General features: G+C 39.4%; 26 protein-coding genes. 19 read left to right on the forward strand and 7 right to left on the reverse strand.

Annotated features, from left to right (window positions below):
• Positions 1-139: 139 nt before the first annotated feature.
• The 4 genes from ACSZOX_RS20670 (at position 140) to ACSZOX_RS20685 (ending at position 1,832) form a co-directional block, all read left to right on the forward strand.
• Positions 140-556 (forward strand): DUF6896 domain-containing protein, encoded by a 417-nt coding sequence (locus ACSZOX_RS20670; RefSeq protein WP_437922107.1) that lies wholly within the window; start codon positions 140-142, stop codon positions 554-556.
• A 122-nt stretch (positions 557-678) separates the two neighbouring features.
• A complete protein-coding gene (locus ACSZOX_RS20675; RefSeq protein WP_437922108.1) occupies positions 679-1,029 on the forward strand; it encodes a hypothetical protein in 351 nt (116 codons plus the stop codon).
• Between the two features lie 67 nt (positions 1,030-1,096).
• Positions 1,097-1,312: a hypothetical protein gene (locus ACSZOX_RS20680; RefSeq protein ID WP_437922109.1), complete on the forward strand. Its 216-nt coding sequence runs from the start codon at positions 1,097-1,099 to the stop codon at positions 1,310-1,312.
• Positions 1,313-1,508: 196 nt separating this feature from the next.
• Positions 1,509-1,832, forward strand: a complete 324-nt coding sequence (locus ACSZOX_RS20685) for a DUF6984 family protein (RefSeq protein ID WP_437922110.1) — start codon at positions 1,509-1,511, stop codon at positions 1,830-1,832.
• A gap of 88 nt (positions 1,833-1,920) precedes the next feature.
• Here the strand turns inward: ACSZOX_RS20685 and ACSZOX_RS20690 are convergent, their stop codons facing one another.
• Positions 1,921-2,079 (reverse strand): ORF6N domain-containing protein, encoded by a 159-nt coding sequence (locus ACSZOX_RS20690; RefSeq protein ID WP_437922111.1) that lies wholly within the window; start codon positions 2,077-2,079, stop codon positions 1,921-1,923.
• Between ACSZOX_RS20690 and ACSZOX_RS20695 the strand changes: the two genes are divergently transcribed.
• The 7 genes from ACSZOX_RS20695 to ACSZOX_RS20725 all read left to right on the forward strand — a co-directional run bounded on the left by ACSZOX_RS20695 (position 2,078) and on the right by ACSZOX_RS20725 (position 6,475).
• Positions 2,078-2,209, forward strand: a complete 132-nt coding sequence (locus tag ACSZOX_RS20695) for a hypothetical protein (RefSeq protein WP_437922112.1) — start codon at positions 2,078-2,080, stop codon at positions 2,207-2,209. The genes ACSZOX_RS20690 and ACSZOX_RS20695 overlap by 2 nt on opposite strands.
• Positions 2,210-2,230: 21 nt before the next feature.
• A complete protein-coding gene (locus ACSZOX_RS20700) occupies positions 2,231-2,686 on the forward strand; it encodes a hypothetical protein (RefSeq protein ID WP_437922113.1) in 456 nt (151 codons plus the stop codon).
• 448 nt (positions 2,687-3,134) lie between these two features.
• Positions 3,135-3,710: a type IV toxin-antitoxin system AbiEi family antitoxin domain-containing protein gene (locus tag ACSZOX_RS20705; protein ID WP_437922114.1), complete on the forward strand. Its 576-nt coding sequence runs from the start codon at positions 3,135-3,137 to the stop codon at positions 3,708-3,710.
• Between the two features lie 59 nt (positions 3,711-3,769).
• Positions 3,770-4,627, forward strand: coding sequence for a nucleotidyl transferase AbiEii/AbiGii toxin family protein (locus tag ACSZOX_RS20710; protein ID WP_437922115.1), 858 nt, complete (start codon positions 3,770-3,772; stop codon positions 4,625-4,627).
• Positions 4,628-5,170: 543 nt separating this feature from the next.
• Positions 5,171-5,302: a hypothetical protein gene (locus tag ACSZOX_RS20715; RefSeq protein ID WP_437922116.1), complete on the forward strand. Its 132-nt coding sequence runs from the start codon at positions 5,171-5,173 to the stop codon at positions 5,300-5,302.
• Between the two features lie 54 nt (positions 5,303-5,356).
• Positions 5,357-5,737, forward strand: a complete 381-nt coding sequence (locus ACSZOX_RS20720) for a hypothetical protein (RefSeq protein WP_437922117.1) — start codon at positions 5,357-5,359, stop codon at positions 5,735-5,737.
• Positions 5,738-6,070: 333 nt separating this feature from the next.
• The gene (locus ACSZOX_RS20725; RefSeq protein WP_437922118.1) at positions 6,071-6,475 is read left to right on the forward strand and encodes an NADAR family protein; all 405 of its coding nucleotides are present in this window, start codon (positions 6,071-6,073) and stop codon (positions 6,473-6,475) included.
• Here the strand turns inward: ACSZOX_RS20725 and ACSZOX_RS20730 are convergent.
• The 5 genes from ACSZOX_RS20730 to ACSZOX_RS20750 all read right to left on the reverse strand — a co-directional run bounded on the left by ACSZOX_RS20730 (position 6,464) and on the right by ACSZOX_RS20750 (position 9,744).
• A complete protein-coding gene (locus tag ACSZOX_RS20730) occupies positions 6,464-7,741 on the reverse strand; it encodes a hypothetical protein (RefSeq protein ID WP_437922119.1) in 1,278 nt (425 codons plus the stop codon). The two genes, ACSZOX_RS20725 and ACSZOX_RS20730, sit on opposite strands and share 12 nt — an antisense overlap.
• A gap of 28 nt (positions 7,742-7,769) precedes the next feature.
• Positions 7,770-8,309, reverse strand: a complete 540-nt coding sequence (locus tag ACSZOX_RS20735; protein ID WP_437922120.1) for a hypothetical protein — start codon at positions 8,307-8,309, stop codon at positions 7,770-7,772.
• A complete protein-coding gene (locus ACSZOX_RS20740) occupies positions 8,299-8,751 on the reverse strand; it encodes a hypothetical protein (RefSeq protein ID WP_437922121.1) in 453 nt (150 codons plus the stop codon). Before ACSZOX_RS20740 ends, ACSZOX_RS20735 begins: the two co-directional genes overlap by 11 nt.
• 76 nt (positions 8,752-8,827) lie before the next feature.
• Positions 8,828-9,385: a hypothetical protein gene (locus ACSZOX_RS20745; protein ID WP_437922122.1), complete on the reverse strand. Its 558-nt coding sequence runs from the start codon at positions 9,383-9,385 to the stop codon at positions 8,828-8,830.
• Between the two features lie 35 nt (positions 9,386-9,420).
• On the reverse strand, positions 9,421-9,744 hold the full coding sequence (locus ACSZOX_RS20750) for a DUF4870 domain-containing protein (RefSeq protein WP_437922123.1): 324 nt from the start codon (positions 9,742-9,744) through the stop codon (positions 9,421-9,423).
• 230 nt (positions 9,745-9,974) lie between these two features.
• Here ACSZOX_RS20750 and ACSZOX_RS20755 point away from each other — a divergent pair, with 230 nt between their 5' ends.
• Complete coding sequence (locus ACSZOX_RS20755; protein WP_437922124.1) at positions 9,975-11,828, forward strand: helix-turn-helix transcriptional regulator; 1,854 nt, start codon at positions 9,975-9,977, stop codon at positions 11,826-11,828.
• 71 nt (positions 11,829-11,899) lie between these two features.
• Here the strand turns inward: ACSZOX_RS20755 and ACSZOX_RS20760 are convergent, their stop codons facing one another.
• Positions 11,900-13,120: an ROK family transcriptional regulator gene (locus ACSZOX_RS20760; RefSeq protein ID WP_437922125.1), complete on the reverse strand. Its 1,221-nt coding sequence runs from the start codon at positions 13,118-13,120 to the stop codon at positions 11,900-11,902.
• A gap of 129 nt (positions 13,121-13,249) precedes the next feature.
• Between ACSZOX_RS20760 and ACSZOX_RS20765 the strand changes: the two genes are divergently transcribed.
• The 7 genes from ACSZOX_RS20765 (at position 13,250) to ACSZOX_RS20795 (ending at position 24,532) form a co-directional block, all read left to right on the forward strand.
• Positions 13,250-14,461, forward strand: coding sequence for a DUF4434 domain-containing protein (locus tag ACSZOX_RS20765; protein WP_437922126.1), 1,212 nt, complete (start codon positions 13,250-13,252; stop codon positions 14,459-14,461).
• Between the two features lie 39 nt (positions 14,462-14,500).
• Entirely contained in the window at positions 14,501-15,904 is a 1,404-nt protein-coding gene (locus tag ACSZOX_RS20770; RefSeq protein ID WP_437922127.1) for a sugar porter family MFS transporter, read from the forward strand.
• A gap of 43 nt (positions 15,905-15,947) precedes the next feature.
• Positions 15,948-17,138, forward strand: coding sequence for an AGE family epimerase/isomerase (locus tag ACSZOX_RS20775; protein ID WP_437922128.1), 1,191 nt, complete (start codon positions 15,948-15,950; stop codon positions 17,136-17,138).
• Positions 17,139-17,307: 169 nt separating this feature from the next.
• On the forward strand, positions 17,308-18,732 hold the full coding sequence (locus tag ACSZOX_RS20780) for a calcineurin-like phosphoesterase C-terminal domain-containing protein (RefSeq protein ID WP_437922129.1): 1,425 nt from the start codon (positions 17,308-17,310) through the stop codon (positions 18,730-18,732).
• Positions 18,722-19,804: a glycerophosphodiester phosphodiesterase gene (locus ACSZOX_RS20785; RefSeq protein WP_437922130.1), complete on the forward strand. Its 1,083-nt coding sequence runs from the start codon at positions 18,722-18,724 to the stop codon at positions 19,802-19,804. The genes ACSZOX_RS20780 and ACSZOX_RS20785 overlap by 11 nt, the downstream gene beginning before the upstream one ends.
• Entirely contained in the window at positions 19,797-21,221 is a 1,425-nt protein-coding gene (locus ACSZOX_RS20790) for a DUF4434 domain-containing protein (protein WP_437922131.1), read from the forward strand. Before ACSZOX_RS20785 ends, ACSZOX_RS20790 begins: the two co-directional genes overlap by 8 nt.
• 149 nt (positions 21,222-21,370) lie before the next feature.
• Positions 21,371-24,532, forward strand: coding sequence for a SusC/RagA family TonB-linked outer membrane protein (locus tag ACSZOX_RS20795; protein ID WP_437922132.1), 3,162 nt, complete (start codon positions 21,371-21,373; stop codon positions 24,530-24,532).

A 24,532-nucleotide genomic window follows, 5' to 3' on the forward strand; every position in this document is an offset into this window, starting at 1 on the left:
ACTTATATTTTAGATGGTCATAATAGGACTAAGGCCGCAATCAAAAATAACCAAGCTATAAATGTAATTGAGTTAAACATTAAAGAAGCGAGCACAATTTTGAAAGTAGATTTGAGGAGATACATAGGGGATTAGTTAAATGGAAAATATACAATTAATTTTAAGCGACTATCTACGTTTCATTGATGATTTTAGGATTAAGCTTCTTAAAAGTACGGGGAAAAATTTTTTTGATATCGATGTAAAAATGGGGACTATCGACTATTTCACTTATCTTTTTCATGGAGCTGGTTGTCGATTAGAAAAAGATGGGGTGGTTTGTGAATTTGATTTTCTCCCGGAAAATGAATATCCGATTAAATTCACTGTTTGGGAAATTTATGAATTTATACGAACCAACAAAATATGGCAACATCTAACGATGGAATTGTCTGATATTGAATCTAAGCTAGCAAAACAGGTAGAAAATGGAAAACTTAATCTGTTGGAACTTGGCGGTATGGTTTTTAAAGTTTTCCAGGTGAAGAATATGGAATTTGATTTTTTATATGACTAAAAAAGTCTATCATATTCCATAAATGTTTGAGCTAATTTAAATTTTGTTAATTTATTAAATAGCCTCGGAATCACTTTTCCAAGATTTTTATAATTGATTTTATTCAAAGAACTTAAGTGAATATGTTTGGTTTTTTTAGGCGGAACACTAGAGATTTTCTAGATTGGGAAAAAGAAGGGCTTTCCAAGATTTTACAGGAATTGGGGAATGATTACGGCATTTTTGTGGGACAATTAAATGAAGTGAAAAAGATTGATATCGATGAACGTACATTGCCATACATGTACGGCTTAGAATATTCCGTAGATTTTTATGCAAAAAATGAGCAGAGGAAATCTTCTAATTTTAAGATTGAGGGCATTCGGATTTATAATCTAACAGCTGACTCTTGGATGGATATAACACTGTATTTTGCTTCGGCTATGGTATTGGCTTATAGCATAGATAAAAAAAAAAGGAAAATTTCAATTTGATGCGCACCGTATAGATTTAAGTGAAAGGAAAATAAAGTTCTGGGGTGAAGTAGAGGATCTGAAAATTTTGAAGCTATTGACTGGGGAAGAACGCAAGAATATTAATATCGGCGATATCTACATTACCAGATTAGACGGTAAAGATTACTATCATTTAAAAGAATTGGAGGATGGTGATTTTATTGCAATTGATACCAGTAACCATATTTTCGAGATTACGCATGATCCCTTTGAAATTAAGAATCTAGATAGGCAATTGTTAATAGATATTTTAAAGTCTTAATTTTTTCGATAGTCTGAGTAAGTGTTTTGGAATACACCTTGAAAAGGATTTGTACCTAAGAAGCTTTAAGTCTAAGGGGTATGATGTATACAAAATGGGGGGAGAAGGTCGTTTTATAAAGAATTGACTTTTATATCAACAAAGTTCAATCTCTCATCGGTGGACTTTGTTGATAAACTGCCTAAGTAAATTGTTTATGAAGAGAAGATTTAAAGAAGAAGAAAAGGCCCTAATCCATTGGTTGGTTAGAGATACAGATAAAGGAGAAAACATTATTGAGAATCTAGATAATTATTTGGTTAATGAGATGGATGATGGAGGTATGGGAAGTCTGAGAGTTGTTGGCAAAAGTGATAGAAGTTTTGGAAGAGAGTTGGCTCAGGGCGATTTTCATGATGTGGACGGAGTTCCTGTTTTTATTTCGGTGATATTAGATGTTAACGATGATTTCTATGATTTAGACGTTTTTAAAGGGGATTTTTCGCCTCTTAAAAAATTTCCGGAAGTTCCAAAGACGTGATTTTTGGCAAATCGAACAGCGTTAGCTTTACCGCATCGAAGTTTTTGATACGAATGGATTGGACTTTAATAATACACATTGCTATTTTCTAAAAAATGCCTGCCAATAAAGGTTTTGTAGTTTGGAAAATAGTATAGTGAATAGGAGGGAGGAAGTGTTTCGGAAATTTCTCGATATTACGTCGTACCTGCTCTCGTGATCGCCTTGCGGTTACATTATATAAATCCGCCAAATCTCTGTCTAACATGATATTTTCGAGCCGTAGCAGATATATCTTATTAGCTAAGGTGCTTTATAATGGAAAGGAGATCCAGAACGACGTTGGGAATCAATACGACTATGGGGCTCATTTTTATAATGCGGAGATCGGACGTTGAAATGCTATTGATCCAGATGGGATGGCTGTAACGGATTATGCGGATGGTGGATTTGCTGCAAGTGGAGAAGATGCGCAGCGTATATTTGCTCAGTTTAAAAAAGTTAATGGTCTGAACGGTAGCTCTGACGAAGATAAAGAAGATGATCAGGAAGATCCGCCTAAGAAGAATAAGAAGGGATATTGGGGGGCATTTTCTGAGTCAAGTATTGCGACAGATCCCTTTTATCAAGTCGGGCAGAGGTGGACCAGGTGGGTAGGGGAAGGGTCAGGAGTATTATTTGAGGATGTAGGAAATACCTTCTGTGGATTTGCATATAACTTAGGCAGTTTGTTTTTCGCTGAAACATGGGTAGATATGTATAATAGCGGAAAGTTAGCCTTACTCACAGATAGTTGTACGGAGAATAGCTTGTCTATTCTCCGCTTTTTTTGCGGTAAATATAACTTATATTTACCGCATATAATTATTAGCTAAATTGGTAGTTTTTTATGGTTTACCGACTACAAAATGCTGTTTGTAGTCAGTAGATTTTCAACTTTCCAGAAGTCTCTATGATTTTTTAGAATTAAATGTGACAATTGGTTGATCCGTTGGCGGATCATGATAAACAATTTGATAAATCTCCCTACGCTTGTGTATTATTTAAAGAACGTAATCTTTATGAGTTAAGAGGTACGCTTCATCAAAAAAGATAGTGTGTTAGATATTGATCTAGTGTTTGATTTACCCCTTTTTATCAGGATTACGCAGGAGGAGCGTAATAGGATAGTGGTCGATAGTGAGTGGATTAATATATTGTGTTATTATATTGTGATAATCGGATATAAACCGATTAATTGTGTTTCTTGTTGCATATTTTATATGTTGTTTCATTTGCTTTGAATCGGAAAAATTCCGGTTTTAGTATAATAATTTTACAATAATGGATTTTAGATATTTAGCGAAACAGTTTAATAATGCACCTTTTACCAGACAGGTCATGCTTGATATCCTTAAAGATTATAAAAGACCGAATGATAAAATCAGTGAACTTATAAAGAGTGGTGACCTGATCCTATTAAAAAGAGGGCTTTATATGCCTGGCAGCAACACCGATTTAACAACTCCGGAACCCTTTCTAATTGCAAATTACCTATGGGGCCCGAGTTATATATCACTTGAAACCGCGCTCTCCTACTGGGGCTTAATTCCTGAACGGGTTTTTGAGATCAGCTCGGTTACCATGAAACTTTCCAAAAAAATTAAAACTTCTGTGGGTAGGTTCGCTTATCGGTTTATGCCTTCACCTTATTATAGCTTTGGAATAAGAAGTGTAGAACTGGCATCTAGACAGGTTGCCCTTGTAGCAACACCGGAAAAAGCATTATGTGATAAAATAATCAGTACGGCAGGGCTTACTTTGCGGAGTATCACACAAACAAGCAATTTTTTGATGGAGGATCTTCGAATAGATCGGGAAGGACTGCAAAAACTAAACCTTAAGGAATTGAATTCGTAGCTTGTTGATGCGCCAAAAAAAGATAGTTTACAAATGCTGATTAAAACCCTAAATAAATTATGATTAAAGAATGGATTGCAGAATATGACCCTAAAAACACCGAAGATGTACTTTCTGCATTAAGGGAAATTATGCAGGAAGTTGCGCTGGCAGGTCTTTCAAGAACCAACTTTTTTGAAAAGGCAGCATTTTATGGTGAAACGGCTTTGCGGATATTTTACGGACTCGATCGGTTCTCTGAGGATCTTGATTTTTCACTATTGGAAGCAGATCCTGATTTTTCCCTTGAACCTTATTTCGAAGCAATTTTGATGGAGTTTGAATCGATCGGAATGAAAGTCAGCATCCGGGAGAAAGAGAAAAAAGAAAAAACAAATATCGATTCAGCCTTCCTTAAATCCGAAACCGAGTGGAGGGAGTTGATCCTCGAAGATATTGTAAAACAAGCCGGTATTAAATCGACCAATAGAGGTATAAAGATCAAGATAGAAGTGGATCGCCAGCCTCCGCTGGGATTTACGACAGAAATGAAACTTGTGACCCGACCGTTTTCATTCTATGTAAAATGTTTTGACAGGTCGAGCTTGTTCGCTGGCAAGATGCACGCGCTCTTGTTCCGTAAGTGGAAGAACAGAGTAAAGGGAAGGGATTGGTACGATCTGGAATGGTATATTAAGAAAGGTATTCCTCTTGATATGCACCATTTTATGCTTAGGGCAAAAGATACCGGTGACTGGCACGAAAAGGAAATGACTCAGGATGATGTTCTCCAGCTCCTTCGGGAGAAATTTAAAACGGTTTCGTTTGACAGTATAAGAGAAGATGTTGTACCTTTTATACCAAATGACGCCGTGCTCGAAATTTGGGGGGAGCAATATTTCAATGACTTAGTGGAAAAACTGAAATGGACTGTTTAAAAAAAACGTTATCCAACTGTCGATGGACCGATTTCGTACGCTTGAGGATAGAGAGGCTTTGTATGAACTTTAAAGGTAATATGCGCCATTCCTATCTATCCCTACAAATAAACTATCAACTTACATTCTCCACTTATGGAATTTTTAGGAAAGAACGAAGAGTTATTGGCACGATTGCATGATCTTGCATATTTACCAAATGCTATCCTTTCCATATTAACATTGGCTTGTTAGATTGTAAACTGGTGATAGAAATAGAAGTGGAATTGGCAGAACAAAGGAATAGTTTTTTAAAACTTATATTTTCACGAGTAAAAAAATTTGCATTTAATTATAATTCGAACACGTATTTTTATATTATTGAAACGTACAAAATCATGGTGGTTGATAACATGATATACGTTAGTTTTGACCCCGTAGACAATGATTTGACGAAGCTTTCATCGGACGACAACGATATTATTTTGTGTGAAAGTGTGGAAGGCTATGTCTGTTATAGGGATTTGAATTAAATACCATGATAACTTCCTAAAAGAATAGATAATGAAAAAATCGATAATTCAAGGTGGATTTTTAAATGTTAAATGTGATAAAGATGAAAAAGGCGGAGTGATGTATTTTAATGGTAAGAATATTCTGTTAGGTAAAAATGAGTTTCCACATATGCTTTTTTAAGTTTAATTTTTTTTCTAAAGATGTTATCAATCAGTCTTCAACAATAATAAAAAGATGGAAAATTTTCAAACACCTTGGGATTTTATGTCGGAGATAACACATCTCGATCATGAAATAAAATTTTTTGGTTTAACAGAGATAACACAAGGGGCTCCTCAAATAGGTAGTCTAGTTATTGACGGTCGTCATATTATTGGGCAATATGGAGGGCCGGTTCTTTTTGAAGAAAATATAATGTATGTCCCGCGTTTGTTTAAAAATATTCTAGTTTCAGGTTTTCGTATTGTTAGAATAAACTTAAATACATTGACAACAGATACAATAAAAATGAAAAAGCAGCCGCTGATTTGGCTAGATCAGATAACAGCCGGAAACATCTATTTTCATACAGATAGCGAGAAAAGCATTCTGCAAGAAGTTGGCGTTAACGTCTGATGACATGCTGTTATTTAATTATGTAATAAATCCAATAGGATATATTTGAGTTGTAGTTGATAAAAGGCAGATTACGGGAATTCAGACGATCTGTTTAACACAGATAGATCGGTCAGCAATCGAAGGGGCGATAGTTTTGCGAATGATCACGGCATTTTTGTGGGACAATTAAATGAAGTGAAAAAGATTGATACCTATGAACGTACCTTGCTATACATTTACAGCTTAGATAATTTCAGCTAAATGTAAATGAGTTAACAATTATTTGTGCATAAATAACATTTTTTACTATAAAAATTGAATAGTTTTGCCGTCAGCTATCCTTGACGGTATATGAAAACACATTACGATATAGATTGGTTGCTACAGAAGTATGAAAGCGATGATACCCTTAAGTTTATTTTCTTTTGGGGGCATATCAATAAATACAATGAAGAGGTGGGTAAATCCTGTTTCAGCCAATGGTTTCCATCTCCTTTTGTAGTTGATGACATTACTTACAAGACGGCGGAACATTGGATGATGGCTAGCAAAGCCTTGTTGTTTGGTGATCAAGACACTTTTGAGAAAATTATCCGCTGCGATAAGCCCGGAGAAGCGAAGGAACTGGAAACTGTAGGTATACTAGGATGGATGGATATTGTTCGTTGTCCCGTTTTTGGCATCCCGAATAGGAGAGAGCCTATTTATCCTTTAGTGCAGGAGCATAACATAAGTTTGATAAGTTTACCTGCATAGGGAATAAAAATAGTCAAATTCTTCCTGTATCACTTGTTCTCCGCCTTGGTATTTGTATATTTTCACGTGCTTTGGTGCGTATTTATTCGTGCTGTAGTTGTGCTCGTTCAAGCCAAATAGATCCGAATTTTTGTGTGCTTCCAAAGTGGTATCCAATTCGATGTTTTGGTCGTATTCAATTTTGGTGGTCATCTTCTCGATCCAAGTATTATGCTCCATATCCCATTCGTACATATCTTCTTGAATGACGTTTCCTTCTTTACCAAATTTGACAGTGTTTTGTGTTCCTGTTATTCTTTCATTCGCATAGTCAAAATCCTGAAAAAGCGTCAAGCGCCCAGCTCGATCGTACAAGTGCATCTGTTCCAATTGAAGTTTTAATTGATGGGTTGATGTGTCCAATTCTGAAAACAATACATCTTGTTTTTTGCCGCTATTATTGAAATACGTTTCCGTTTGTGAACGCAGCGTCCATTGCCGATTGGTTTTCGAAGATGTATACGTGCGGCTTATTCTCTTGTTTTGGGGATCATGTACCTCTTCTTCAAACTTGAGGATAGCTATCCAGTTGTTGTTATGTGGATGATAAAGCGTGTAGCTATCTGTTCTGTTACCATTTTTATCCAATACATAATCCACTTTTTCTTGTTTTTGCCATTGGTTTTCTTTCCATTGTAAGGTTTCAAAGCCGATCAGAACGGTGTCGTTTTGATACAGGTTCATTGTTCGTGTCTGTTGCAGCCAGTTTTGCGTTTCATCGTTCCAATGGAATATTTTATGGATTTTGACCTTCCCAAATGCATTATTGATCGATATGTTTTTGTGCACGGGCGTAAATTTATCGTTCCTTACTTCATAGTCCGTTTCTGCGATGGAATCTGGCGTATATAATCGTATGTTTTCAGATACTTTTACCCAGCTGTTGCTTTGTTTGCTGTGGATGCTGGTACGAACCAATCTGTTGTCTGCATTGTATTCTTTTTCTGTTTTCTCTTCTTCATTCCAAGTATTGTTTATGGAGTCCCAAATGGAAAACACATAGTATATCTCGTTGCCTTTGTCATCATATGTTACTTGACTACGCTCTATATTTTGAATAGCTCCATGAGTTTCTATTTGTTTGTACCTGGTAAGTTCTGCTTTTTTTGTTTTTGCATCATATTTCTGTGAAGCGATAAATTGAGTACCATTTATGCGGTGGACCACCGAATCCAATTGGTATTGTTGAGCGACTCCCGAAAAGCTCACAGACAAGCATATGAACATGAAATACGATTTTAGCATCCTTATTTTTTTAGTGATGAAAAGAAGAACTCCCAGAGTTAGCGGGAATTGTTGATGATAATGTTGTTGTCATTTGTTCTATCCTATTCAAGATCGCACATTCAAAAGCAATTGTTTTTTCATTGTTTTTTTTGTTAGAAAAATATTCGCTGATTGCGTAGCTCTTCACAAATTGACTTTTCTTTTTGCCCATTTTGTACTGCCAGCCACCCATTTCGGAATTTTGGTATACAACTATCTCATCTAGCTTCATGATTTTCCTTTTTGATACAAATAATGTACTTCGACAGACTTCATTTGTTGATCGTTCGAAGGTATATCTGATGGGAATGTATAGCAGTATTTCTTTAAGAAAGGACCAGACTGTTAGGATAAGAATTGTAGCGCTAACGATTAGAAGCAGTTCATTCATCGGTTCGTAATAATAAGTGGACAGCCCACCCGAAATCAGTATTGCCAGCACGTACCATTTGAGCTTGCTTCGACGGTGATGAAACGGCTTGAACGAAAAAGTGGAGCTGCTTTCCTCGATTTGATACCTATCTTTCATCGCCGATGATTTCTTCCATTTCGTTAAGGATACTTTGCATGGTTTTCACGGTAAAGCCTTGCGCGATCTGAATGGCTTTTTCTTTTCCGTTCTCATCAAGATAATACGCACTGAGTATAGCATTCGTTTTGAAAAAATGAGTAGACATCGTGAATAATTCGAAACGCTGAATGTTGTCTATAGAAATGCAAACGGGTGGTTTCACTAAACCGACTTTTGCGTATAATTCTCTTTTATCCATTGCAATATGTAGCTTTTTGCTGATTAAAGCCCAAAGGGACAGTATGCCCAATGTGAGCATGATCCACATTAGCCCATTGATGTCAGCATAGTAGGCTCCGAATGCGGACAACAATAATCCGATAATGAGGATTATTCCGAAACCGTATTGTGGCTTCATCTTGTACAGATTTCCCGCTCGCTTAAAATGTTTTAGATTCATGATTTTGACATTGTATGTGTACAAATGGATTTCTCCGCTCTTTTTTTTAACTTTTGATTGACATGGATTTAAAGGATTAAAATCGACCATTTATCGTTTCATATTCCACCCCATTTTTATCTGCATATGGCAGCAGTAAGTCCATTGTTCTTATACGGAGTCTTTCCAGTTCCGCTCCTTTGGTTGCCTCAAGTTGTGCTATCGCGGCATCTATTTCTTCGTCCGGAATACCCTCATCAATCATTTTAGCAATTATTGGGTATTCATTTTTATAGATTTCGTCTGCATATTGAAACATCGCGAGCCCATTATCTATAATGGGCTGCGATTCTTCATCAGCAGATAATGCTTTTATTTTCTTGATATCCTCTTCGAATATATTTTGATAATTGGATGCTATACATTCCTGTGCTGTAGCTGCTACGTATTTCTTTTCTGTTTCAGAATAAGCTTTTAGATTTCCAATTTTTTTTTGACCACGTATTTCGTCGAATGCACGCTTAAAGTTAGATGGAATTTTATTGCCATTGAGCCCGATCGTTGTAAATATCTTCTCGGGATTTGTTTCTAATTTAAGACAGGAAACCGATGTGATGCATAGAAAGAGTAAAAGATAGCGAACGGTCTTCTTCATAGATAGATTATTTATGTTTTTCTAATTTTTAAGGTTTAACCGATAAAACTGAATTTTTTTTCAAACAACTTGCCGATTAAAGGCAGTGGTTTTTCCACTTCGTTGGACGAGTTGATGATTCCTATAATTAATAAACCTAGAAATACGATTCCGACATAACTCAGTAGCGAGAGAAAGGGCATAATACTGATCAAAATTCCGATCGCGATATTAAAAATGATACCCGTAATGAGTAAACCAAAAGATTGCCTTAAATGATATTTAAGTAAACTGTTTGCATTTTCTTTTCCTGAAAAATAGGCGATCAGCCATCCGATTAATGTGATGTAGGATACGATTGAAAGTGTTTTGTTGTTCATTGCTTTTTTGTTTTTAATTTGATATTGATTTGAAAAACAAATTTGATTCTTTTTTTAGCACAGTGCTATTTTTTGCTAACTACAGAACTACTACTACAAAAAAAGCAACCGTCTACAAAATGACTACAGTATTTTTTATGTTCTATCAATCAGTTGTTTATGTTGATTTTTGGCATTTGGTAAATTTGTTTATCGCTACGCTGTATCTACAGATTTTGTAATTTTGTTGGATGAAAAGCCAAATACTATTCATTTTATTTTTCTTTATCACTAATTATCTGAACGCTCAAAATGCTTATATAGACAGTTTGAACAGGCGTTTAAATGAGGCCCAGCTCGGTGTAGTAGAAAAAATGAAAACGTACAATGTACTGGTGGAGCAATACCGCATTGCTATGCTATACGATAGTGCTTCGTCTGTCAATAAACAATATTTGGAATTTGCTAAATATGAGAAAGCGCAAACGGAAATAACCAAAGCTTATGTGAATGAGGGTGTGATTTTAGTAAATCAGGAAAAGTATGACAAAGCGGAGGTTTTCCTGGACTCCGTCAAGATTAGCTCATCGAAAACCAACGATAAAATAGCTGGGGCTTACAGGGCTTACTTCATGCTTTATTTATCAAAGTCACTGAACGATTATAAAAAGGCGATGAATTATGGTTTAAACGCCCTCTCGCTTTTAGAAGAAACCAAAGGTAATCCTGTATTGGAATTTAAAATTAATTATCAGCTATATGGTATTTATACCGAATGGAATGATCTAGAAAATTCTAAAAAATATGCGCAGAAGGCCGTGGAAGCAGCATTGCAATCGGGAAATAAAAACGATTTGAGTAATGCTTATTCTGCCATGGCTGTGGTTTCTACCTATCAATATGAAAAATCAAAGTCTATAGTAGATTTTCAGGCTGTTTTAGATTATTGTGAGAAGGGGGCTTCACTGTATAAAAAATTTCCGGGCCAGGTCAGTGATTACAGTTATAGTATTGCAAGGAACAATAAAGCGAGCTATTTATTGACTTATTCCAAAGAACTAACTTCAGCTATTCGCCATCAGATTGTCCATAATATAAATGAATCGTTATTGATCTCGTCAAAGTTACCTCATGCACAGGCAACTCAAACTGCAAGTTTGGGTATGTTATCGAATTTAGCAAAGCGGGATGGCGATCTGGATAAAGCAGAAGAGTACATGCTACAGGCTTATGCCGTTATGCTTACCCAAAATCCTATTTATTATCATATTATGTCACGTGTTGTAGGTGACCTTTCTGCTATTTACGAACGTAAGGGCAATCTTAAAAAAGCACTTGAATTTCAGAAAAAATATGACGAGTACAGGGCGTTGTTGTTCAACCAATCTGAAGCCGAAGCGGTGAAAAAATTAGAGGTACAGTATCAATCTGAAAAAAAAGAAAGGGAAATACAGATCCTGAAAGAACGTGAGCAAAATCAACGAAAACAGAAGCTTTTGTACGTAGGTTTGGGATGTATTGGGCTTATTGGAGCATTCTTCATGTTTCGTTCCTATCATTTTAGATTGCGCTATTCGTTGGAGCAGGAAAAGAAACTGGCGACCGAAAAACAGGAAGCGGAATTACTGCTGAAATTTGAAAAAGAAGAACAATCACGGCTGAAGGCTGAACAGCAGTTATTGGCCTTGCAACAGCAAAAGCTGCAAGGTGAAGTGATGGCAAATCAGCTACATATACAACATAAGAACGATATACTTAAGCAATTGAAAGATAAATTGGACGCCGATAAAGCGGTAGATCTAAAGCAAATTATCCGGGAAGAAAACTTGTTGGATAATGATTTTGAAAAGGCTAAATTCCAGATTAAGGAAATTCATCCGAATTTCTTTCAAACCCTTAACGAACACGCAAAGCAGAAACTTACATCACTTGACTTAAAATATTGTGCATATTTTTATCTTGGCATGGAGACCAAACAAATTGCAAATATCCTAAATGTGGAACCTAAAAGTGTGCGAATGACCAAATATAGATTAAAACAAAAGTTAGGGTTAGATTCAGCAATGGATTTGTTGGAATATTTAAAGCATATAGAAAAAAACTAAAAACGAGAGACTCCGGATGACGTAGTCTTTATATGCTAGAAATTTTATGTTTGTTCTTAAAATTATCCTTTTTAAACATTGATATCAAGAAGTCTGTCTCTGACGAGCAGGCAGGCGCCAATTACACCAGCTTTTTCCTGAAGTAAGGATAACTTGATTTTGGTATCTGTGCTGACTAGGTTCAACGAATATTTATTGATGGCACTTTTTATCGGAAGTAAGATATAGTCATTTGTTTGTGCTAACGATCCGCCAAGAATAATTAACTCTGGGTTGTATAGGTTAATCAAAATGGCGATTGCTCGTCCTAGTTTTTCACCGATTTTGGCCAATAATTCGATGGCTAGTACATCATCGTTGTGTATGGCTGAGATGATGTGGCTCAGGTTGATCTCGTCTATGGCCACAGACTGTGTTAGCGTGGTCGCGTAACCTTCTCTTACTTTTTGGATAAATAGATCTTTTAGTGCGCGCCCCGACGCTTCGGTTTCTAGACAGCCCTTTTTGCCGCAATGACAAATAATCTCATTATCAAACATCGGGATGTGGCCAAACTCTCCTGCAAAACCAGATTGTCCATAATAGATTTGTCCGTTAATCAACGTTCCCATGCCAATACCATAGTCTAAATTAAGAAAAAGTACATTTTTCTCTTGCTTGACTACTCCCGACATAAACTCGCCATAAGCCATCGCACGAGAATCATTTTCGATAAAGGTTTTTATCTTCAATGTTTCCTCCAGATACTTGCTCAATGGCGTTTCACTAAAGTGAAAGAAACTGTAACTGTACCCTGTCTTGTAATTAATCCTTCCACTGAGGTTCAAACCGAGAGCCAAAATTTTCTCTTTCGGAACGCCTGACTTTTTAATAAAATCTTTGATAACCTGACATAGATCGTCCAGTGATCCTTGGTTATTGGCCAACTGATAAGGCAGATTCTCGGCAATAGAGACAACCTCTTTGTTCAGGTCAATCAATCCTATATTTACATGGTTGTGCTTTACATCTACACCGACGAAAAAACCAGAAGTGGGTAACAATCCGTAAATATTCGGTTTTCTACCGCTCACGGTTGTCGACTTCCCGTAATCTTTAACCAACCCTTCTTCGATCAATTCATTGACTACATTCGTAATCTTAGGGACACTGAGCTTCAATTCTTTGCTTAATTCGGCTATTGTATTATTACCATACATCGATAATATGGCAATGATACTCTTCTTGATAGAATTGTTTTTATAGGCTACTCCCGAAATGCTTTCGTCATCGATATGCTCAAAAAATGTCATGCAGATTCAAATTGTGAGTAACAAATCTAAGAAATTAAAATATATATATTGAATCTTATGTTTATATATGATTAATATATTATTAAATTTTTACAAATAAACTTAGTTATTAAAAATATTTAATAATATATGCTTTTGTTATTAAAAATTATTTTTAATTTAGCTTTGTCTTCAACGACGTACAATGTGAAAGGTGATATTTTCGATAGGACGATTGCAACTGATAAAATTATGGATAAGCAGAACCGTAGAAAATTTCTTAAACAAACGATGCAGACTGGTATGTTAGGTGGTGCAACTTCATTGTTGTTCCAGGCCTGCCGGGATCAGAATGTTTTGTCGGATGCTGAAAATAGGCTTCTTGTTGATGCGGCTATTCAGGATCGCCTTTTGGTGGATTCGAAGGCAGCACTTCCAATTACGGCGACATTTCTGGATGAGATATCTCATGATATTCCGCACCAAAATTGGGGCGAAGCTGAATGGGATCTCGATTTTAGGTATATGAGAAAAATGGGGATCGATACAGTTATTTTGATTCGTGCTGGCTATCGCAAATTTCTCACTTATCCATCCGCTTACTTATTATCAAAAGGCTGTTATCAGCCCTCCGTTGATCTTCTTGATATGTTTTTACGCTTGGCCGAGAAGTATGGTATGCAGTTTTATTTTGGTTTATATGATTCCGGCGTTTATTGGGATACGGGTGATTTATACCGGGAAGTGGAGCACAACAAGTATGTGCTGGAAGAGGTTTGGACAAAATATGGCAAGAAGTATACAAGTTTTGCGGGCTGGTATATCAGTGGGGAGATCAGCCGTAAAACCAAGGGTTCTATTGCTGCATTTCGGGAGTTAGGTACGTTGTGTAAGTCTATTTCAAATGGATTGCCTACGTTTATCTCACCTTGGATCGATGGAAAAAAAGCTGTGATGGCTTCTGCACAGATGCTTTCAAAATCGGATGCGGTAAGCGTTCGCCAACATGAGGAAGATTGGTCAGAAATATTTGATGGCATAAAGGGTGTTATCGATGCTTGTGCGTTTCAAGATGGGCATATCGATTATAATGAGCTAGATAGTTTTTTTACCGTTAATAAGAAACTGGCCGACCGGTATGGTATTTCCTGCTGGACGAATGCAGAGACTTTTGACCGGGATATGCCGATTAAGTTCTTGCCCATTAAATTTGATAAACTCCGCCTGAAGCTCGAGGCTGCTAAACGGGCAAACTACGAAAAGGCTATTACGTTTGAATTTTCACATTTTATGAGTCCACAGTCCGCTTATGGGCAAGCGGCACATCTATACGACCGTTATATACAATTTTTTAACAGCTAAAAATACTACACCAAATACCTAATGAATAATATGATAGATATGAACAAGAAAAGGATAAACTTAAATTATATTGGTTTTCTTTCCGTTGTGGCCGCTATAGGCGGATTTTTATTTGGATACGATACTGCGGTTATATCAGGAACTATTGCGCAGATTACTACACAGTATGGTTTGGATACCGTTGCTCAAGGCTGGTATGTAGGCTGTGCCTTGGTGGGCTCGATTGCTGGCGTCTCTTGTGGCGGGTATCTTGGGGATCGCTTTGGTCGTCGCAAAACCTTGTTCATCAGTGCGATATTGTTCGCCGTGTCGGCAGCTTATTGTATGATTTCTGCCGATTTTAATCAACTTATTTATGCGCGTATCATTGGAGGAATTGGTATTGGGGTGGTTTCGATTATTTCCCCAATGTATATTTCTGAATTGGCGGTACCTCAGTATCGGGGTAGGTTGGTTTCCTTGTATCAATTGGCTGTGACTATTGGTTTTCTTGGGGCCTATGTGGTAAATTATATCCTGATGGAATATGCTATGGGTGAAGCGGTAAATCTGCAAAGTAGCTGGCTTCGTTTGGTGTTTCATCAGGAGGTTTGGCGTGGAATGCTTGGCGTGTCTGGCCTACCGGCCGTCTTTTTCTTTATCATCATTTTCTTGATACCGGAAAGCCCTCGTTGGCTCGTTATGCATGGTAAAACGAAAAAAGCCAAGGCTGTATTCCAGCGAATTTATGGTTCGGAAAATACGGCTTTGTTCGAGGTTCAAAAAATTCAGGATGCGAGTACGGGTGACAAAAAGGTGGATTGGAAGCTTTTGGGTAAACCGGGGGTTCGGAAAGCGGTATGGATAGGTGCGGCGATAGCGATTTTAGGGCAGTTTATGGGCGTAAATGCAGTTCTCTATTATGGACCTACCATCTTCGAAAGCAGTGGTATTTCTGGTGGAGACTCCCTGTTTTACCAGGTCATCGTGGGGTTGGTGAATGTGTTGACGACCATACTCGCTGTCTTTATTATTGACCGGATCGGTCGTAAAAAACTGGTATATCTGGGCGTTTCGGGGATGATTGTTTTCCTTCTACTGATCGGCTTTTATTTTTTCTGGGGCACCGCTATCGGTCTTCCGAGTTTATTTATGTTGATCTGTTTTCTGGCCTACGTGTTTTGCTGTGCCATTTCTATTTCTGCGGTGATTTGGGTCTTGCTTTCAGAAATGTACCCGAATTCTATTCGTGGATTGGCTATGTCTATCGCGGGACTTTCGCTTTGGCTGGGGACGTACTTGATCGGTCAGCTGACGCCTTGGCTGTTGGAGATATTAAGCCCAGGAGGAACTTTTTTCCTCTTTGCAGGGATGTGTGTGCCCTACATGCTGATTGTTTGGAAGCTTGTTCCCGAAACGACAGGGAAATCTTTAGAAGATATTGAACGACATTGGATTCATTAACCCCTTATTATAAGCGATATAATAAAGAATAATTAGACTATAAATGGATTTTAAGAAATTTAGTGAACAGTACCAAACGGAACTGTTGGACAATGTATTGCCCTTTTGGTTAGAAAATTCCTTGGATCGGGAGTATGGCGGGTATTACAGTTGCTTGGATAGAACAGGGAAAGTGTTTGATACCGATAAGTTTATCTGGCTGCAAGCGAGAGAGGTGTACATGTTTGCGAGTATGTATAACAAGGTCGAAAAAAAGAAAGATTGGCTGGAGGCCGCAGAACATGGTGCTGCATTTTTACTGCAATATGGTCATGATGGAGACTACAATTGGTATTTTGCATTGGATCGACAGGGCGGACCCTTGGTGGAGCCTTACAATATTTTTTCTTACACCTTCGCAACTATTGCTTTTGGTCAATTACATCTCGCTACGGGCAACTCACGCTATGCTGATGTTGCAAAAGAAACGTTTGCAAGGATCCGTGCGAAACTTGACAACCCTAAAGGAAAGTGGAACAAGGCTGTGCCAGGCAGCAGAAGCTTGAAGAATTTTGCCCTTCCTATGATATTATGCAATCTTGCCTTGGAGATTGAACACCTTTTGCCAGCGGAATTGTTGGATGGTCTGATCAATAATTGTCTACATGAAGTATTGGACGTTTTTTATCGGCCGGAGCTTGGTGGTATCGTATTGGAAAATGTAACCTTGGATGGGCAGTTGTCCGATACTTTTGAAGGACGTTTGGTGAATCCAGGACACGCGATTGAGGCGATGTGGTTCATTATGGATTTGGGGCAACGCTTAAAGCGTGAGGACCTGATTCAACAGGCTACGCAAATCACGTTAAATATGCTCGAGTACGGATGGGATAAACAGTTTGGTGGCATTTTTTACTTTATGGATCGTTCGGGGCATCCGCCGCAACAGTTGGAATGGGATCAGAAACTTTGGTGGGTACATATTGAGACGTTGATCTCATTGATCAAGGGGTATCAGCTAACTGGATCGCAAGAATGTTTGATTTGGTTTGAAAAGGTACACGATTATACCTGGAAACATTTCAAGGATACGGATTACCCAGAATGGTTTGGTTACCTGAATCGGCAAGGCGAGGTATTATTGCCGCTAAAGGGAGGTAAATGGAAGGGCTGCTTCCATGTTCCTCGAGGGCTTTACCAGTGTTGGAAAGTGCTCGAAAATATTGCCTGTAAAGATGTTGTACAAGTTGTTTAGTTTGAAGCTGGCTCTTCGGAGCCGGCCTCTTTAACAATCAAGATGCCTGTTATGATAAGATTTGTCGTTTCAATTGAAATCAAGATTTCGGCGCAAAGAAAGGGATATCCTGCTGCTGTGCGGCGACCTCGTTTATGCTTTTTATCGTCAAGTAAAAATCAATATAAGCATGATTAGATTAGTCCTACTTCATACGTTCTTCTTGTGTATAGTGGGCTTGTCGACAGCAATGCCTGTGTCGACGGTGGAACGAAGAGGGCAGGTGCGGACGACCGATGGGCTTCCATTGGCAAATGTAATGGTTACCGATGGATATACCGTTGTGCTGTCCAATGAAGAGGGGCAATATCGCATTATACCATCAGATCGATCTACATTTATTTACATCACTCTTCCGGCTGGATTTCAAATGCCAAAGAGGAATAATACACATTTTTTCTACCCGCTAGCGAAGGAGCATGTGGCATGCTCTTATGATTTTGTTTTGGAATCGATCGGCGATGATACCAACCATGCTTTTATTGTCATGGGCGACCCACAGGTCTACAAGGAAGCGGATGTCGAGGGCTGCCGTTCTTTCGCGAGGGATATAAAGGAATATTGTGATACCGCTTTTCGTGGGCTCTCGGTGCATGGCATGATTACGGGCGATATGGTGGGAGATCGTTTCGATCTCTTTGCTGGGGTTAAGCATGCTTTTTCGGAGGCTGATGTGCCATTTTTCTACTGTAAGGGAAACCACGATTTTGCATTAGATGGGGATTTGAATACTGCTGCGGTCTACGAAGCACATTTCGGTCCTCGATATTATGCTTTTAATCGAGGAGAAATACATTATGTGGTACTTGATAATGTTTTTCATGTGGCTCCTGCTGCTACGTATAGGGGCTATATAGACGAAGAACAATTTCGTTGGTTGGCGCAGGATCTTGAACAGGTACCTTTGGGGAGTACCGTGGTGCTCATGTATCATATACCTTCGGTAAGTAAGAGTTTTCGTAAAATTTCACCTGCACAAACGGTCTCCAATGCCGATGATCTTTATGCTTTGCTCGAAGGCTATAAAGTACATTTCCTTTCTGGACACACGCATTTACAGGATCATTTTCTACTAGCGCCGCAGTTGTGGGAGCATAATCAGGCTTCGATATCGGGTATCTTTTGGCAGGAAAGAAATTTTTGTGCTGATGGTACACCTGTAGGATATAGCGTTTATGTCGCACAAGGAGATAGCCTTTCCTGGAAATATAAGACCCTAGGTTGGCCTGACGATATGCAATGCAGGGCCTATGCTGTGGGAGAAAATCCTGACCATCCAGAAGAATTGACAGTGCTGGTATGGAATTATGATCCAACATGGCGGGTGTCCTGGTATGAGGATGGCGTATATGCCGGAGAAATGAAGCAGTTCGTAGGGCACGATCCGCAAACCAGGAACGAAATCATCAAGAATAAAAGTAAATATGCTTACGACTGGATCTGGACGACTCCAACGGATCATTTGTTTTCTGCGAAACCAATAAGTGGCAAAGCCGAATTGATGATTGTTGTGGAGGATGGATTTGGAAATAAATACAAGACATATGTTCAATAAAGAAAATAACCGGAAAGGAAAGATTATAGTTTTTTTACTCTGCTTGCTGTGCTTTCCCAATGCTGTACTCTTGGCTCAAATAGATGTCCTTCTTTTGAGTAGTTATAAAGTCCCATTGGATAAACGGGGGGCGTATATCGCTTCTGTTTTAGTTCCAGTGGCCGATACGAGGGGAAAGATAAAAATAAGTAGGGACACCGCTGCGCTTTTCCGTTTGAATAAGAAGGGAGAGATCTTTCTTCGACGCAAAAAACAAGTACTTGCAAATGATGGAATTCATGCGTACGGGCTACTCCTGGATATCGAGGGTAAATCCTATGCCGTCGAACTGGTAAAGGATGAGTTTCTTAAGAACAAGGTCATTGCACATCGGGGAGCTTGGCGTAAGCAGGGCGTAATGCAGAACTCTATCCGCTCTTTTCAGCAGGCTGCTCTACTGGGGTGTGCAGGTTCGGAATTTGATGTTTGGTTATCCAAAGACCGTGTTGTGGTGCTCTCGCACGATCCCCATATTGGGGGGCTTGCTGTAGAGGAATCTACAGCAAAAGAACTCTATGCCGCTACGGCGAAAGGAGGGGATCCTGTACCTACCTTAGTCGACTTTATCACGGTTGCTAAACAGCAGAACCGAACAAAAATGGTTCTGGAAATTAAAGCATCACCCACGGGCAGGAGTCAAGAGCTTGCCGATTCAGTAGTTGCAGTAGTGCATCGTCTCCATGCGCAAGGTTATGTCGAGTATATCAGTTTTGATTATGCTGTACTCCAGCGGATCATGAAACTTGATCCGAGTGCACATACTGCTTATCTGTATGGAAATAAATCGGTTGAAGAACTTAAGTCGGATGGTATTATGGGGCTTGATTATGACTTTTATCATTATAGGAACGATCCGGGACTCGTTGAACGGGCAAAGCATGCGGGCCTGTCGACTAATGTATGGACGGTAAACAGTGAAGAGGATCTTCGTACGTTTATGAAAAGTGGGGTGGATTGGATCACAACGGACGAACCTGAACTTTTATTGCAACTTATTAATCAACAAAAATCTACAGATACACGATATGAATAATTTGATAAAATTTGTTTTCCTCTGCTTGTTAATGGTGCTTGTAAAGCCTTTGGTAGGAACGGCGCAAGAGGGGATATCGCTGACTTTGATTCCGCCAACAACAATTACTAATCAGGTGGATCTGGACATCCGGGCGGGTTTAAGAAATGAGCAACAACGGACGAAAATGGTGGAACTGTCGATTTACATAGGAGATGAGCGACCAGAAAATCTACTGCATTACGTAAAGAAAGAGCTTTTACCTCAGCAGGCTTATGAAGTTAAACATATCCTGCCAACGCAAGATCGGATTGGCAATAATCGGATTATTCTTGTCGTGAAGGATGGTGAAAAAACATACAGAAAGGTGCGTGATATTGAAGTTATTTCTTCTACACAACGCTCAACAGGTCTGATCGATGGTGCTTGGGCAGGTATATATCATTGGAGCGAAACGGAAGGAAAGCATTGGAATACGGATATCAAGAAAATGACCGACGGGCAGTGGCGCGAGATGGTACAGGCGATGCATAAACTGAAGATGGATATTGTGGTCATCCAGGAGGTTTTCCGCAACGAAGAGTATGTGGGTAAACATCAAACTACAGTAGAATCTTACAAAGGAAAAGCCTTTTATCCATCGAAGCGCTATCCAGAGCGTGTTCCAATTGCGGCGAATGATCCTGTAGAGGCAATCCTCGATGAGGCTGATAAATTGAATATGCATGTTTTTGTAGGGGTAGGGATGTTTGCTTGGTTCGACTTTACACCGGAATCCTTGGAATGGCATAAAATAGTCGCAAAGGAGCTTTGGGAAAAATATGGTCACCACGCTTCTTTCTATGGTTTCTATGTTTCTGAAGAAAGTGGTGGTAACCTGGACAATTGGGAGCACAGCGAAGTGAAACGCATGGAACGAAAAAAAGAAATTGTTGACTTTTTCCGGGAGTTCAAGACATATTGTAACCAGATTGCTCCTGCAAAGCCGGTGATGCTTGCCACTAATAGTATGCAAGTGCCTGCAGGGCTGGATACTTATCCTGCGCTGTTGCAAAATCTTGATATTCTTTGTCCTTTTGGTTTTGCTCGTATGCCGAAAGGAGATTTGACGGGCAAGGAATCGGCTGATCTTTTGCAATCTCTTTGTGATCGCGCAGGGGCACACCTGTGGTTTGATTTGGAAACTTTTCTTTTTAATGAGGATCAATCGCTCTATCCTCGCCCAGTGGCGGAGATTGTTCGTGACCTCAATCGTTTTCAGAATTTCGAGAAGATTCTTTGTTATCAATTTCCAGGGGTCTTCAATGATCCTAAAATGTCTATTCGAATAGGTGAAGCGCGGACAGTGGATCTTTTTAGAGATTATCAACGATACATGGAGAAAACGATAAAAGAACGACTATCGAAGGTGCCATCATCGACTAAAGCACAGTATTAGTGGGATGATGTTAACTTCAGATGAAGTTTTATTTAAGGAATTTATTTAATCTGATTTATATTTTAAATTATTTTAATATTGTATTGTTTTATAAAAATATTTATTAAAAATGATGCAATACCATTTACGACAATTAACCACAAACTTTTATGAAGCCATTTAAACAAAAAAAATCCAGTAAACGAGAGAGCTGCGGCGTACTTTCTCGCTCCTTGCTTGCATGGTGTCTGGTCTCTTCTGTTGCCACTGGGGCTTATGCACAACAGTCGCGGCTGGAAGGGGTTGTGCGCAAGGCGGACAACCGCCAGCCTCTCGAAGCGGTAAACGTCCGTGAAGCTACGCAACAGAAGAATACATCGACTGATATTCTGGGACAGTTTTCGCTTCCTGTGGAGGGAAACCGGGTCCGCATTTCGTTGACTGCCGTTGGCTACCTTCCCAAAGATACCATCGTAACGGTGGGAACTGGTTCTATAGAATTCTTTTTGACTGCGGATAATGCCTTATTGGAGGAAGTGGTGGTTGTAGGGTATGGACAAATGAAGAAGGCTAGTGTAACAGGCGCTATTGCTCAGATTAATGGAGACGAATTAAAAACGGCTCCAACGGCAAATTTATCAGCCATGTTGCAAGGGCGACTACCAGGATTGGTGACCCGTCAAAACAGTGGACAACCTGGTTCTGATGGGGCTTCGTTGATGGTTCGTGGTTATAATACGTTAGGTAATAATTCGCCTTTGATAATAGTGGATGGTATAGAACGTGAGTTTCCTCAAATTAACCCCGATGAAGTGGAGGCAATCTCTGTTTTGAAGGATGCCTCTGCGGCCATTTATGGTGTGCGTGGTGCGAACGGAGTGATCTTAGTCACCACGAAAAGGGGAAAGCAACAAAAACCTACGTTGACATATAATGGATCGTATGCATGGAGTACGAATACAGCATTTCCTGAATTCTTAAATGCAGCGGATTATGCTTACTACTACAATAAAGCACAGGAACTTGATGGCGTGGCGGAGGCTTCTCGCCGTTTTAGTGCCGAGGAGATCAATCGCATTACTAATGGTGATCCTGAAGGTACTTTTGGTAATACAGATTGGTTTGATCTACTTTTTAAAAATAGTGCACCTACTGTAACCAATAACTTGACCCTGAATGGCGGCTCTGATCGTTACCGTTATTTTGTGTCTGCAGGGGCATTTAACCAGGATGGTATTATGGATCGTACTTCCTACGACAGATATAATGGGCGTGTTAATTTCGATGCGGATATTTTGGATAACCTGAAGCTATCACTCAATGTTGCTTACCGTGATGATGTTCGAAAAGAGCCTGGATTGTCTGCGGGATTAGGAAATACCTATGCCTCGGTATTTGCGCAGGCGATGATGTCTTATCCATTCTTACCGGCATATAATGCTGATGGTATTCCTGTCGGCAGTTTGAACCCTGGTAACGGAAACCAGAACCCTTTGGCGGCGCGCGACTTGTCGGGTGAAAATTCATCACGGTCAAACCGCTTTCAAAGTAATTTGTCGTTGGAGTATGAAGTTCCGGGTGTTTCGGGACTAAAATTGAAGGTAAATGGGGCATTTGATAAAGGATATACTATGCGGAAGACTTATTTGTTGCCTTATCAATTGGACGTGTATAACAATGCTACTCGCCAGTATTCTTTGGCTTGGGCCAGGCATGCAAACTCAGGTGTGGCTAGTTTGAACCAATGGTTTACAGACTCCTGGCAGAAAACCATTCAACCTTCGATAAGCTATACCAACAAATTTGGAGCGCATTCCGTTAATGCTTTGTTTTTATACGAATACATGCGTACCGATAACAGTTCGCTATCAGGTGGTAGACGCGGCTATCCGATCACTGATATCATGGATTTGAGTTGGGGAGATGAGGTTATCGATAATTTGGTAAAAGGTGGTCATGGCATGTTTAGTAGAGCAGGGTATTCTTTCCGTTTCAATTATGATTACGCAGATAAATATCTGTTGGAAGTGTTGGGACGATACGATGGATCGCCTTTGCTACCTGCAAATACGCGCTGGGATATCTTCCCTGCTGTTTCGGCAGGTTGGAGAATATCAAACGAATCTTTTTTTCGGGAAGCAGTCAACTTCGTAACTGATCTTAAACTAAGGGCATCAGTAGGAAAATTGGGTAATGACCGTATTACCGACTATCAATACCTGCGAACCTTTAGTCCCGGGGCTAATCCTGTGGTGGTGATTGGTCAGGAACCAAGAAGGCCGTTAGATGTGACCACGGTACCAAACTTGGATGTCAAGTGGGAGACAACTATGACTTACAATGGTGGTTTTGACGCTTCGCTTTGGAATGGGTTGCTTGGGCTGGAAGCGGATGTTTTCTATAGAGTAACTAAAGACATTTTGCAGGGACAGTCTGGATTAAATCCGCCTTCTTTTGGTGGTTATTTTCCAGCGTATGTGAATTCTGGTATTGTAGATAGTCGTGGTTTTGAACTTGTTTTATCACATCGCAACAACATTGGGGGATTCAATTATAACGTACGCGGTAATGTTAGTTTTGCACGAAACAAGGTGATCGAAACAACTGAAGACGCGAATGTGCCGGATTATCTGCGTAGAACGGGACGGCCGATCGGATTGAAATATGGTTTTGTAGCGGATGGTTTTTTTCAAAGTCAAGAGGAAATTGATCAAAGCGCGCTCTTTGGACCTACTCGAGTCGGCGAAATTAAGCTAAAAGATCTTAACGGTGATGGCCGTATTACATTCGATCAAGATTGGACAACAATCGGCAAGGGGGATCTTCCTGAAATGATGTTTGGTCTGAACTTGGGCGGATCGTATAAGGGATTTGACTTTAACGCCTTTTTACAAGGTGCAGCACTGTCGGATGTAGCTTTGTCGGGGCTATATACGAATTCGGGTGTTTACGATAATACATTCTACACGATGCCTTTTTATCAAGATGGAAATTCTCCGAAATACTTGGTGGAAAATGCTTGGACACCCGAAAATCCAAATGCTACCTACCCGCGCTTGAGTACGCAGTCGGCACAGAGTGGTGGTAAATTCTCCTCGTTTTGGATAAAAGATGGATCTTACCTTCGCCTAAAGACGGCACAGATAGGATATTCTTTGCCTGCGTCTTGGTTGTCAAAAGCAAATATCCAACGTATACGCTGCTATGTTTCTGGAAGCAACTTATTTACGTGGAGTAACCTGGGCTACCTTGACCCAGAAATGCCGAGTGTAAACCAGGGTTATTATCCGCAACAACGTGTTTATGAATTTGGTTTATCCCTTACTTTTTAA

Source organism: Sphingobacterium sp. LRF_L2, assembly GCF_965644235.1.
In the GTDB taxonomy this organism is placed as follows: domain Bacteria; phylum Bacteroidota; class Bacteroidia; order Sphingobacteriales; family Sphingobacteriaceae; genus Sphingobacterium.